This window comes from Pseudoduganella sp. S-14 (assembly GCF_049913285.1).
Classification (GTDB): domain Bacteria; phylum Pseudomonadota; class Gammaproteobacteria; order Burkholderiales; family Burkholderiaceae_D; genus Rugamonas.
Genome location: NZ_CP183991.1, coordinates 4,929,440 through 4,941,769 on the forward strand (window position 1 = coordinate 4,929,440; position 12,330 = coordinate 4,941,769).

11 protein-coding genes are annotated in these 12,330 nt (G+C 61.9%); 4 read left to right on the top strand and 7 right to left on the bottom strand.

What is annotated here, in order from left to right:
• The first annotated feature begins 1 nt into the window (after nt 1).
• A complete protein-coding gene (locus ACN9MZ_RS22635; protein WP_426339122.1) occupies nt 2-418 on the top strand; it encodes an ester cyclase in 417 nt (138 codons plus the stop codon).
• Nucleotides 419-426: 8 nt separating this feature from the next.
• Nucleotides 427-1,011 (top strand): Crp/Fnr family transcriptional regulator, encoded by a 585-nt coding sequence (locus ACN9MZ_RS22640; protein WP_426339123.1) that lies wholly within the window; start codon nt 427-429, stop codon nt 1,009-1,011.
• A gap of 4 nt (nt 1,012-1,015) precedes the next feature.
• Here the strand turns inward: ACN9MZ_RS22640 and ACN9MZ_RS22645 are convergent, their stop codons facing one another.
• Genes ACN9MZ_RS22645 through ACN9MZ_RS22675 form a run of 7 tightly spaced genes read right to left on the bottom strand, consistent with a single transcriptional unit; the run spans nt 1,016 to nt 8,481 of the window.
• Nucleotides 1,016-1,549: a hypothetical protein gene (locus ACN9MZ_RS22645; protein WP_426339124.1), complete on the bottom strand. Its 534-nt coding sequence runs from the start codon at nt 1,547-1,549 to the stop codon at nt 1,016-1,018.
• 37 nt (nt 1,550-1,586) lie between these two features.
• Nucleotides 1,587-5,288, bottom strand: a complete 3,702-nt coding sequence (locus ACN9MZ_RS22650) for a pilus assembly protein (protein ID WP_426339125.1) — start codon at nt 5,286-5,288, stop codon at nt 1,587-1,589.
• 17 nt (nt 5,289-5,305) lie between these two features.
• Nucleotides 5,306-5,947 (bottom strand): pilus assembly PilX family protein, encoded by a 642-nt coding sequence (locus ACN9MZ_RS22655; protein WP_426339126.1) that lies wholly within the window; start codon nt 5,945-5,947, stop codon nt 5,306-5,308.
• Complete coding sequence (locus ACN9MZ_RS22660) at nt 5,944-7,068, bottom strand: PilW family protein (RefSeq protein WP_426339127.1); 1,125 nt, start codon at nt 7,066-7,068, stop codon at nt 5,944-5,946. Before ACN9MZ_RS22660 ends, ACN9MZ_RS22655 begins: the two co-directional genes overlap by 4 nt.
• A gap of 5 nt (nt 7,069-7,073) precedes the next feature.
• Nucleotides 7,074-7,442: a type IV pilus modification PilV family protein gene (locus tag ACN9MZ_RS22665; RefSeq protein ID WP_426339128.1), complete on the bottom strand. Its 369-nt coding sequence runs from the start codon at nt 7,440-7,442 to the stop codon at nt 7,074-7,076.
• Nucleotides 7,443-7,453: 11 nt separating this feature from the next.
• Nucleotides 7,454-8,044: a GspH/FimT family pseudopilin gene (locus ACN9MZ_RS22670; protein ID WP_426339129.1), complete on the bottom strand. Its 591-nt coding sequence runs from the start codon at nt 8,042-8,044 to the stop codon at nt 7,454-7,456.
• Complete coding sequence (locus ACN9MZ_RS22675) at nt 8,044-8,481, bottom strand: type IV pilin protein (protein WP_426339130.1); 438 nt, start codon at nt 8,479-8,481, stop codon at nt 8,044-8,046. The genes ACN9MZ_RS22670 and ACN9MZ_RS22675 overlap by 1 nt, the downstream gene beginning before the upstream one ends.
• A 214-nt stretch (nt 8,482-8,695) precedes the next feature.
• On the opposite strand from ACN9MZ_RS22675, the gene mutS reads away from it, so the two are divergent.
• Nucleotides 8,696-11,371 (top strand): DNA mismatch repair protein MutS, encoded by a 2,676-nt coding sequence (gene mutS / locus ACN9MZ_RS22680; RefSeq protein ID WP_426339131.1) that lies wholly within the window; start codon nt 8,696-8,698, stop codon nt 11,369-11,371.
• Nucleotides 11,368-12,318 carry a hypothetical protein gene (locus ACN9MZ_RS22685; RefSeq protein WP_426339132.1) on the top strand — a complete coding sequence of 317 codons (951 nt, stop codon included), beginning with the start codon at nt 11,368-11,370 and terminating at the stop codon, nt 12,316-12,318. The genes mutS and ACN9MZ_RS22685 overlap by 4 nt, the downstream gene beginning before the upstream one ends.
• Nucleotides 12,319-12,330: the final 12 nt, after the last annotated feature.

The window sequence follows — 12,330 nt, forward strand, 5'->3', positions numbered from 1 at the left end:
CATGTCATTGCAAGCGAACGCGCGGCTGATCGAACGCTATTTCGAGGAAGTCTGGAACCAGGGGAAAGTCGATGTGCTCGACGAACTGCTGACCAGCGATTACCGGAACCACAGCCCCGGGCTGCCCGATCCGCAACCCGGGCCGGCGGGCCTCAAGCCCATTGTGTTGATGATGCGCAGCGGGATTCCCGACCTGCATTACGCCATCGAAGACCTGGTGGTCACAGCAGACCGCGTGGCGGCCTATGTCCGCATGACCGGCACGCACACCGGCAGCTTGTTCGGCATCGAGCCGACCGGCAAATCGATCGACGTGCGGCAGATGCAGATTGAATGGATCAGGGATGGACGCATCTGCCAGCACTGGCGCATCACCGAAGACTTGAAGATGATGCGCCAGCTCGGCGTCATCCTATAATCGCCTGCATGGAACATTTAACGCTGGTGCGCGCATTGCGCCGACTGGAGCAGGCTGCCGGCCTGCAGTTGCCGGAGGTGGAGCAACTGGCTGCCTCCGTGCAGCTGCTGCAGCTGCGCGAGCGCGAGTTCGCTTTTCACGAAGGCGACTTTTGCCAGCGGCTGTTTGCTGTGCGCACCGGCTTGCTCAAGCAGTTCTACACGACGGCCGACGGCAAGGAATGGATCAAGAGTTTCACGGCGGAAGACGAACTGTTTGCGTGTCCGATTGGCTTTCAGCCGGGTGGGCGAACCAGCTTTGGCGCGGCGGCGCTGGAGGCCAGCGTGCTGGAGGTCATCGACTGGCGCCTGCTGGACGCCCTGGGTGAGCGCCACCTGGCATGGCAGAAAGCGATCCGTTTCGGCTTCCAGGCCTTGACTCAGCTGAAAATGGTGCGCGAGCGCGACCTGTTGATGTACTCCCCGGAACAGATGTACCAGCACTTGCTGGAAAAGCGCGCCAGGCTGGTGCAGCGCGTGCCGCAGAAGGAATTGGCCGCTTATCTCGGTGTCACGCCCGTGGGCCTGAACCGGATTGCCCGCCGGCTCGAATGAAGGTCTAGAAACCCACTTCGCCGACTACCCTCAAGTCCATTTGCACCTCACTGTGCACGGCGATGCGCCCGATATGGGCTGGATGGAAAAGCACTTGCTGCAACGCCGCCAGCATCGCTGCTTGCTCCTTCTCATTGGCGTCGCTGTGAATCAGATGGACGCGTATCACGTCGCCCATGTCGTTGATCCAGAAGCGTACCGTGATATTGCCGCTGGCAGCCCCCGGCAGCACCAGCCAGCGACGCCTGGCCAGGCCGCTTGCCACCGATGGCTGTTCGGTCAATTCATGCTGCTGGAAGTAGCGCGGAGTAAACGCTGGTTCGGAGGGCTGCTCGGCCGGCGCCAAGCGAGCGGCTGGCGCGGCGGAGGCCGGCGCCGGCCGCTGCGCCTCCGCACCATCCGGGGCCGGCACCGATGCTGGCGCCGACAACAAGGTAAGCACCAGCATGGAGGAGGCTTGTTGCGGCGCGGTTTCACCCGGCGCGCCCTGCCTGCCTACGCTGGCCAGGACAGCCAGGTGGGCCAGAACAGTCAGCAACAGGGCAAAAGCATTCGCCCTGCCTGCCGACCGGACATTACTTGACCAGTTCACGCCACTGCAGTCGCTTGGTTACAGGCTCGCCGTTCGGGTCTTCACCGTCGCCGCCCCCGCCGTGCGACCGGGTATTCAATGGGATCGACTTCGGACGTTTACCGTCGGCAGTAATGGCGAACACCACCGCCTTGTCGTTCGACAGCCTGCTGAGGGTCGTGCCAACCACAGGCGACACGAGCCTGGTGCCGACCGGCACATCGCGCTTGGCCCCCCCAGTGCTGAACTGGTACAGCCAGCTGTAACCACCAGGCTGGCAAGCCGACGCTGTTGGCACCACGCTCGGCACCATGAAAATGCCGTCAAATACCTGCGGATCAATGGCAACGCGCTCACCCTTGCTTGGCAATTCAAGGTACCAGCCCTTGTCCTTGTCCCAGTCAACCGTTTTTTCCGTTGTGCCCGTGCGGGTATCGGCGCCTTGATCCATGGTCTGCACGGCCAGCGTTTCCAGCTTGATGGGGCCCTCGGTCACCACGTCCTTGACGGCGGCAACGATTTGCGTCGGCATGCTCCCCTCGGGAATCACCAGGTCGGAGGCGCCCAGGAAGCGCCCAGTGCCGAAATACACGATGATCGTGCCGTCGGAGCGCCGGGTCAGGTCCGGTGCTGCCGTGATTGGCCGGGTATTACCCAGTTCCATCAGCTTGGTGGCAGTGCGCTGCTTCAGGTTGAAACGCCACAGGTTGCCCTGCAGGTCGCCGCCGTAAGCCCTGTCTTCCGTATTGTCCGTGTAGAAATCCTTTACAGCGGCAATATTGATACGCGCCAGCCCGCTAGGGTTCAGCTTGTCGCCGGCGCCGGTGGGGATGTCCACGACATTCTTCGGATCGGCCAGGTCAAGGATAAACACGTGGCCCTGACCGTCGCCGTCGTACTTGCCGTTTTCCGCGATGTTGTTGTAGCCGGAGGTCAGCACCGCCACCCATTTGCCTTCGAGCTTGGTCACTTGCGCAGGGCCAAAGCTGTATCCAAGGTTAGGGTTATCGTCAGCAGTGTAGGTCCACAATACTTTCGGCGGCTGCTTGGGGTTGGTGATGTCGAGCGCGTAGTAACCGCGGCCGCCCTTGCCCATCGCGCCGATCAGGATGGTCATCCATTCCTTGCCGATCTTGACGTCGGACACGACGATTGCGCCGTCCAGGTAGTAGCGGTGGCGATCGGCGTAATCCTTGTTGGCCAGCTGCCACAGGTCCGGCAGCACCATCGGCGGGATGTATGCCCAGCGCTCGTCACCGGTTTTTGCATCAAAGGCGTGCAGCATGCCATCGTTGGCGGCAGCGTAGACGATGGCGTCCCGCTCCGTCTTCGCGTACGCGGCGTAGCCCTCGTCCAGGAAGCCGAACGGCGGATTCTTGACGTAGATCGGCTGCGAATGGATGAAGTCGCCAAGCACCTTGTCGCGCTCGCGGTACAGTCGCATGCCATCCTTGTCCAGCGGATCCTGGCCGCGCAGGAAGTTTACCAGGGTAGTTTCATTCGCTGCTTCGACTTGCTTGCTGGTCCAATTCTTATATTGGCTCAGCGACTGTTGCACCGATTTCGAGAAGAACGCCAACTGGCCTTTATCCATGCTTGCGGCCTTGAACGGCACCAGCCTGTTGCTGGCGTCCGAGGTCCAGATGGTACGGGTGTCGCTGCCGTCCGACGCGAATTTGCTGCGCAACAGCGTCCCTGCCTGCCACTTTGGATCGCCGGTAATTTCGCCGGTCTGGACGTTGATCGCGTACGCACTCAGTTCGCCATCCCAGAGCTGGGTTCGATAGTTCGCGAGATAGATGAAATTATCGCCTTCCACCGGGTTCAGGTTACTGGTCGCCGCAGCGGCGCCGCTGCCGTCCGACTGGCCGATGCTGCCCAGCGCCTGGTGCAGGCTTTCCTGCAAGGTGGTCGGGTCCTTGGCACTGAAATAAGTACCACGGCCGCTGACGGCGGCATGCCACAAATCGTCGATCGCGGTCGGATCGTTCGGCAATGGCGCCGGCCATTCCTTGGTCCCCCCTTGCAGGATCTTGTAGTAGTCGCCCGCCTTTGCGGTCTTGTAGTCGTTGCGGTAAGCCAGCGTACCATCCACGCCGAGACCAAGGGTAAAGGTGGTCATGTGCTGATGGTTGGCGACATCGTTGATGTTCTTGTTGCCGCCGGCGCTGGGGACGATGTTCTCCATGTCCGGACGCAGGTCATTGTTGTAGTAGTAAAACGCAATGTCAGCCAACGACACCTGGTCGCCAGGATTGTTCCTGGTACCGTCACCGGCTTTGTATGGCGCGTACGATGGCCGCGGTGCTTTCTTGATGTCGCCGTCCTGGTCCTTCAACAGCGTGCCCTTGGGGTCGTCAGTGTACAGCGCCTGGTTCCCGTTCCAGTAACCGTCCGTTGCCAGGATGACGAAGTTGCGTTGGCAAGCAGCCTCGATCGGGTCATTTTTCCCATCCGGGAACGCGTCGTTCTTGCCAAACTTATACAGACGGCCGACCTCGTTCAATGCGTTACGCAATGGCGTACTGGTATTCGGGTAGAGCTTATACAGCTCGTCAAAGAAGGTCTGCTTGTGCCCGCCCTCAAAAGGTGCGATTGGCACCGCGATGGTCTTGTTATCGATGGTCATCATCCCAAGGCGCGTATGGAAATAGCTCGGGTCAGTCTTGTCTTCCTCCATCGGCTTGGGATTTCCGCGTACATCCTTGAACGCCAGGCCAATGGCCGTCTTGGTCATCTGGGTCCGGGTCCGGTACCAGGCATACCAGGTCGCGAAGTTGTTCATCTCGTCATCGTAGCTGCAGCTGACACCGGCGCAATCGGTGCGCGTTGGTGCTTTCGGGTAGCTGCTACGGGTCGGAACAATGTCGACCCGTTCCCATTTGCCGAACACAACGGTCTTGTAAGTGTTGTCGCGCAAGTCCGCACAATTTGTGGCGGAACTATCCGTGCACCATTTGACGGTCACATTGTAGTAATAGGGCGCGCCCTTGACTTCCTTCGCAACCGAGTAATCTCCGGTCGGATAGGCGTAGCTGGTCCCCTCTACTGCACGCTTGCAATCTTTTTCCTTGGACGACGAATCAGGGCACCAGACACGATCGGGATAGCTGGCTTTCACGCTGCCGTAAGTCTGCAAATTGATGGTCTCGTTAGGCCCCTGCGACTTGCAATCGATGGCTCGTCCGGTATAGGGATTGGCGACCCCGCAAGGGTACTCTCTATACAGCGGTTCCGAATGCGTCTTGTCGATATCCTGGATGCCGTAGCCGTCGCTCGGGATGTTCGACCATGGCGCCCTGTACTCAGTCCGGTGCTCAGTGGTCGCGTCGGCCAGGCGTTTGCCGTCGGCCGTGGTCGGCCAGTCATAACGGACCGCCGGGTTATAGTAGACCTTGTTGAAAGCGCTGGCCGCAAAAGGCGGATCGCCATCGTGGCAAATCACTGCCAGGCTGCCATTGGTGTAGCGGCAAAATGTCAGGTAGCTGCCATTTGACTGCACGCGCACATAGTCCGGCATATAGCTCCACAGCATGCTGCCCGAGTTGTCCAGGTCGAGCATAATGTTGGGCAAGAGCTGCACGGTCGTGGAATTTGCCAGCGGCTTGTCTGCCAGGTCAGTGCTGGCAGCTCGCGACAAGGCGGCGCCCAGCACGCTGCCGGTGAACAGTGCCGCCAGCATCAATTGTTTAAAGAGTGGCCTCATCAATAGGTCTCGCATACTCATTGTGAAATAATTGCCTGCACGAAGCTGACGTTAGAACGCGGCCCGGCAACCCGCACCGTGATCCGGTACAGTCCGAACGATGACGAACGACCGGTGCTGCTGTTGCCTGGCGAAGTCTGGTACGTCAGCATCGGACGCAGAATGCCGATGCTGTTGTCCTCATTCGCTCCCGACGTCGGATCGCGCGGCATGCTGGCGCAACTGGACGGATCCAATGCGCCGGCCGTTTGGCACATGCGGTGGATCACGTAGGACACCTGGTTGCCAGCCGAGTCGACCGGTAGTTTCTTGACGAGCGTGGCTTTGCTCCAGTCGAGGTCATCGTCTGCGTCCACTGTGTTGTTGCCCGTCAAATCAAGGTCGTCCTGGCTACTGGCCGAATAGCCATCGCTGTCATGGTCTTCGTTGAGTGACTTCGGGTTGCCATGCAGCCAAGCAATGGCTGCCTCCACGCCGGCGTCGGCGCTGATGGCAGCGCTCTGCTTGAACGCCAGGTTGCCGGCAACCAGGGACGAACCGTCGACCGAGCGCATCATGGCCAGCCCGGCCAGGGTCATGGCCACCAGCACGATGAGCGCCATGATCAGGGCCACCCCTTCCTGCTGGCGGCGCCACGCGGAAATGACTACGGATTTCATATTTTCCCCCAGATCACGTTACGCAGCGGGATGACCGTTTCAAACACGCGATAACGATAGCAACCCCAATCGCGCGGATATTTTTCAGTTTTGAACGCGGCCCAGCTGGACGACAAGGCCGTGGTCGCTGTACAGCCTTTGTCGGCGCTCTTGGGCCGCTCATACTGGACACCGCGCGTGACCATGGCAACGCGGATCGCCTTGATGCGCTGCCAGTCGGTCGAGGAGGGTTCCTTCCAAGGCGAGGCGGCGGCGCTGACCCAGGTGTCAATCGTCTGGCTGTCTGCCGGGGCGACGCCATACTCGGCCTGCATGTCAACCACATCTGACATGACCAGCTCATTCGTGACGGCCGGCACTTGCGAGTTATCGCTTCGTTCCAGCTGCTTGGTGGCGGTATTGACCGAATAGGTCTTGCGGAAAATCGGGTGGCCATTGGCCGGTTTGAAACAAGTGACGCTGGCGCCGGCGATGTATTTCGGCCAGGCGTTCGTCTCGCTTTCGAAATACGATGCCGGCGGATTGTAACTTCCGCCCGCGCCGGAATTGTGCTGCAGCTTCGAAGCTTGGCCCTGGACCTCGGTGATCTTCATAATGGTGCAGTTGCCTGCCTGCGATACCAGCGCAAGGTCGCCATCCTGGCAGACAGCGGCATTGGCCACGTCCAGTTCGGCCGACGGCTGCGGCATCGCCTTGCGTATCGTGGTGCTGCCGGATGGCTGGTAAGAGGACTGGCCTGGATCGGCAAAATACTGGACCGAAATGCTGTCCGGCCCATCGCCGCCATCCTTGATCAATGCCGGCGCAAAATTCACATCGGCCAGCGCGCCTTCCTTGCCGCCGCAGTCCGCGCTTCTGTCGCAATAGGCATAGATGTTGCTGCAGCCGACGTAGGATCTGGTGCTGGCGGTCATGCCCCAGCCGGCCATCCTGGTATCGCGCTCCAGCATGTACAGCGCAATCGCGCCATTGGCCTGGGCGTCGCCGCCGCTGGTGGTGGTGCGCTTGCGCGCTTCGTTATTGGTGAAGGCCTGGGCCACGATCAACGTGCCCAACATGCCGACGACGAGACCCACCATGATCTCGACCATCGTAAAGCCTCTCTGGGAGCTCTGCATCATTTTCCTCATCCGTTGATCTGCGCCACCGCCTGGTAGCTGTGGGCCTTGGATTCGCCAGGACTTTTCCAGCTGATGGTGACGGTCACCTGTTTGCCGTTGAGCGCCACCGTCCGTTTGCCGGCTGGCAGGGTTGCCACCGGCACGTCAGTCCCCACGTAGGCGCTCCAGTCGTCGGGATGCACCCACATCTCGCCCAATATCTGGTTGGCAGCAAAGCTGGCCTCCAGGCGGTACTTGGAGTCGGTCACCTGGCGCGTCGCCGAGGCTTGCATCCAGAGGAAGGAAAGAATGCCGAACGAGAAAACCAGGATGGCCGCCAACGCTTCAAGCAAAACGATGCCTTCCTGGCGGCCAGGTTTTAAATTGCGAATCATGGGATTACTCCTTAAGTACAGCCCTGGGGGGTGCCGTTCAGTTTGCTGTCGGGATCGCACATGCGAACCTGGCCGCCGGAGCCAACCGTCACAACATAGCGGCGCGCGTAACTGGCCTTGGCGTTGGTAACGTCAATGCGGCTGATTTCGGTGCCTGCGGCCGCGCTAACCCTTCCGAAACTGTCGAACGTGACCACGGCGGCCTTGTCGAGGCCGGCGCCGGCAGCCAGCACACCGGCAAAGGTGTCAGGCTTGAGCGGTCGCGGAAGGGCATCGGTGGTGACGCCAACCCGTGCGTTGCCACCGCCTTCTTCCGGCGCGCGTTTCTGGATCTCTGCCGGACAGAGGTTCGCATTCACGCAGCCAACCGTCCAGGCCACCTTGCCATCCGCGTCGGTCAGGCTGAAGCGCACCTGGGTGCTGCGCCGCAAGGCTTCCGTGCGCGCCAGTTGCAAACCGTTCAGCACAGATTCTGCGGCAGTCCGGTTTTGCGCATCCTGGATCATGCGGGAAAAACTCGGCATTGCCAGCGCCAGCAGGATGCCGAGCACGCTGATGGCCACCAGCAGCTCGATCAGGGTCACGCCATGTTGCTTACGCATCAGCAGCGCCCGCCCTTGGCCGTCACCCAGCACGAGTCGGAGCCAGTCCATCCGGTCGGCGCCGTCGTCTTCTTGGCATTAGCCTCGTTCAGCTCATAAGTAAAGCCGGTCATCGGCCCCTTGCCTGTGGCCTTCAATTGATAGCTCAGGCCGTCGGCAGCGATGGTGCAGGTAAAGGTGAAATCAGGGCTCGTCGGGGGCGCCGCTGCTGCCCCATCGGCGCAAGCACCGGCGTAGGTACGGGTGTCCTGGAAAAACTGCTCCAGTCTGATGCGCATATCAGATAGGCCATTGGTGGCCTGGGGAATGTGGCCGCGAATGATATAGTCTTTATAAGATGGCAACGCTACAGCCGCCAGGATGGCGATGATGGCCATCGTGATGAGGGCTTCGATCAGGGTAAAACCGCTGTTGCGATTTTTGAATACACGTTTCACAAGGCTTCCTTAACCAGCAGAACATATCTTGCCGAAAAATAATTTGACGGAAGTTTAACTGCATTTGGGCAAGAAGTCCCGCACAATACGTTGCCAGAATGCATCATTAGAGCGGTTTATCTACGAAACCTGGCGGCTGTCGCACACCCGCCCCGTGGGGTAAAATGCAACGTTTTACCGCGCCCGGCGCGACGCCCGAACGAAATTCCGAAAAATGACCACCCTGCCCTCCGAAATCAATCCTGACGCCGTCAAGAACAGCCCGGCCGAGAAAGTCACGCCGATGATGGCGCAGTACCTGCGCATCAAGGCCGATTACCCGAACATGCTGGTGTTCTACCGCATGGGCGACTTTTACGAGCTGTTCTTCGACGATGCGGAAAAGGCATCGCGCGTGCTGGGCATTACGCTGACGGCGCGCGGCACCCAGAACGGCGTGCCGATCAAGATGGCTGGCGTGCCTTTCCATTCGCTGGATGGCTACCTGGCCAAGCTGGTCAAGGTCGGCGAGTCCTGTGCGATCGCGGAGCAGATCGGAGACCCGGCCCTGGCCAAGGGCCCCGTCGAGCGCAAGGTAGTGCGCGTGGTCACGCCGGGCACCCTGACCGATTCGGACCTGCTGCCGGAGAAATCGGAGCGCCCGCTGCTGGCCATGACCATGATCAGCAATCGCAAGGTGGTCACCTGTGGCCTGGCTTGGCTGTCGCTGGCCTCCGGCGCGCTGCGCCTGATGGAATTCTCCGGCGACCAGCGCAGCGTCAACACGCGCCTGGGACAGGAGCTGGAGCGCATCGCGCCGGCTGAAATCCTGCGCGGCGACGATGCCGACATGTTCGACGACATCGCGATCTGCCACGTCAACAACGTGCCGGCCTGGCACTTCGACGTGGTGCACGGCCACAAGGCCCTGCTCGACCAGCTGGCTGTCGCCACTTTGACAGGCTTCGGCGCGGAAGGCCTGGGCGCGGCATTCGGTGCAGCCGGCGCCCTGCTGCGCTATGCGCAATCGACCCAGGGCCGCGGCCTGCAGCACGTCAAGAGCCTCTCCTGCGAAACGGAGAACGAATACATCGGCCTGGACGCCGCAACGCGCCGCAACCTGGAACTGACGGAAACCATTCGCGGCCAGGAATCGCCTACCCTGTTCTCGCTGCTGGACCACTGCCGCACCGCCATGGGCTCGCGCCTGCTGCGCCACTGGCTGCACCATGCGAGGCGCGACCAGGCCGTGGCGCGCGCGCGCCACGACGCCATCGCCGCCCTGATGCAGCACGACACCACCGGCTCGCTGGCCTACCATCTGGCGCAGGTGCCGGATATCGAACGCATCACGACCCGCGTGGCCCTGCTGTCGGCGCGCCCGCGCGACCTCTCCGCCCTGCGCGACGGCCTGCAGCAACTGCCGAAACTGCAGCACGCCATGCTGCGCGCCCTGGGCCACGACAATGCGCAAGGCCTGCTGGCCAAGCTGCACTTCGGCCTGAATGAACCGAAGGAATGCGTGGACCTGCTGGTGCGCGCCATCATGCCGGAACCGGCCACCATGGTGCGCGACGGCGGCGTAATCGCGCGCGGCTACGATGCCGAGCTGGATGAACTGCGCGGACTGTCCGAAAACGCCGGCCAGTTCCTGGTCGACCTGGAAACCCGCGAACGCGAACGCACCGGTATCGCCAACCTGCGCGTCGAGTACAACCGCGTGCACGGCTTCTACATCGAAGTCACCAACGGCCAGGCCGACAAGGTGCCGGAAGACTACCGCCGCCGCCAGACCCTGAAGAACTGCGAGCGTTACATCACGCCGGAACTGAAGGCCTTCGAGGACAAGGCCCTGTCGGCGCAGGACCGCGCCCTGGCGCGCGAGAAAATGCTCTACGACGAGCTGCTTGGCGCTCTGGCGCCCTTCATCGGCCCGCTGCAATCGATCGCCCAGGCCCTGGCGCAAGTGGACACCCTGTGCGCGCTGACCGAGCACGCGCTGCGCAACAACTGGTGCGCGCCGAACCTGGTGGCCGAGCCCTGCATCAATATCGTGGAAGGCCGCCACCCGGTCGTGGAAAACCAGATCGAGCGCTTCATCGCCAACGACTGCAAATTCATGGCCGACCGCCGCCTGCTGCTGATCACCGGCCCGAACATGGGCGGTAAATCGACCTTCATGCGCCAGGTCGCCCTGATCACCCTGCTGGCCTATGTCGGCAGCTATGTGCCGGCTGCCAGCGCCACCATCGGCCCGATCGACCGTGTGTTTACCCGTATCGGCGCCACCGACGACCTGGCTGGCGGCCGTTCCACCTTCATGGTGGAGATGACGGAAGCAGCGACCATCCTGAACGGCGCCACCGAGCATTCGTTGGTGCTGATGGACGAAATCGGCCGCGGCACCTCGACCTTCGACGGCTTGGCGCTGGCGTGGGCAATTGCGCGCCACTTGATCGAAAGCAGCCGCAGCTTCACGCTGTTCGCGACCCACTATTTCGAACTGACCCAGTTGCCGGAAGCGCATCCGACCGCCGCCAACGTCCACCTGTCGGCGGTGGAGCACAAGGATTCCATCGTCTTCCTGCACGCGGTGCAGAACGGCCCGGCCTCGCAAAGCTACGGCTTGCAGGTGGCGCAGCTGGCCGGCGTGCCGCAGCCGGTGATCAAGGCCGCCCGCAAGCACCTGGCGCGCCTGGAAGCGCAAGCGCTGGACGCCACACCGCAACTCGACCTGTTCGCCGCGCCGGTGGCCGATGCCAACGACGACGCGGCGCCCGCGGCTGCTCCGGCCGCCGATCCACGTGCCGAGGAACTGCTGGCAGCGCTGGACGACATCGATCCGGACGCCATGACTCCGCGCGAAGCACTGGACCGCCTGTACCAGCTCAAGCGCCTGGCGCAGGCATGAAACGGCGGCTCGTCCTAAGATCGCTGGCCTGCGGGGCCGCGCTGGCCGCAGACACGCTAGCCCTGCCTGCGGCAATGGCTCGCAGCGACAAGGCCGCGCCGCGCAAAGGCGAATTCTCGTTCTCCCTGCTCGGCCACAACTTCCCCAAAGGCGAAGGCGACGCCGAGTTCCGCCGCATGCTGGCCGAGGCAAGCCGCAACGAGCCCGCATTCCTGATTGCCACCGGCCTCAAGTCGGCCAGTGAGCCCTGTTCCGACAGCCTGTACCAGGAGCGCCGCGACCTGATGGACAGCGCCGAGCGCCCCTTGGTGCTGCTGCCGGCAGGCAGCGACTGGACCGAGTGCCGCAACTCGAATGGCAAGTCGAACGCCATCGAACGCCTCAACCGCATTCGCGAACTGTTCTTCCGCGAGCCTGAAGCACTCGGCAAGGGCAAGCTGCCGCTGAACCGCCAGTCCAGCATCGCCAAGTTCCGCGACTACGCCGAAAACACGTATTGGGAATACGAGAACATCCTGTTCGTCACCCTCAACGTGCCGGCCAGGAACAACCACTACCTGGTCGAAGCTGGCCGCAACAGCGAGTATGAAGACCGCATGGTGGCCAACCGCGGCTGGCTGCACCGCGCCTTCCTGCACGCCAAGCGCAAGAACATCGCCGGCATCGTGCTGGTGATGGACGGCGACATCGGCGCCCATGTGGAACAAGGTTTTTTTGAACGGCTGGCGCAAAAGCGCGACGGCTTTACCGAAATCCGCCGCATCGTGCGCTCGCAGGCCGACAAATATCCGGGGCAGTTGCTGCTGGTGGACAACCGCAAGCAGGACAAGGCCGCCCCGGCAATCGAATGGAACAAGAACGTCGGCCATCTCGCGTTGGGTGCCGAATGGGTCACGCTGCGGGTGATACCGGGCAGTGCGGCGCTGTTCGCCCTGGGTAGCGAGTGACGTAAAAAAGCC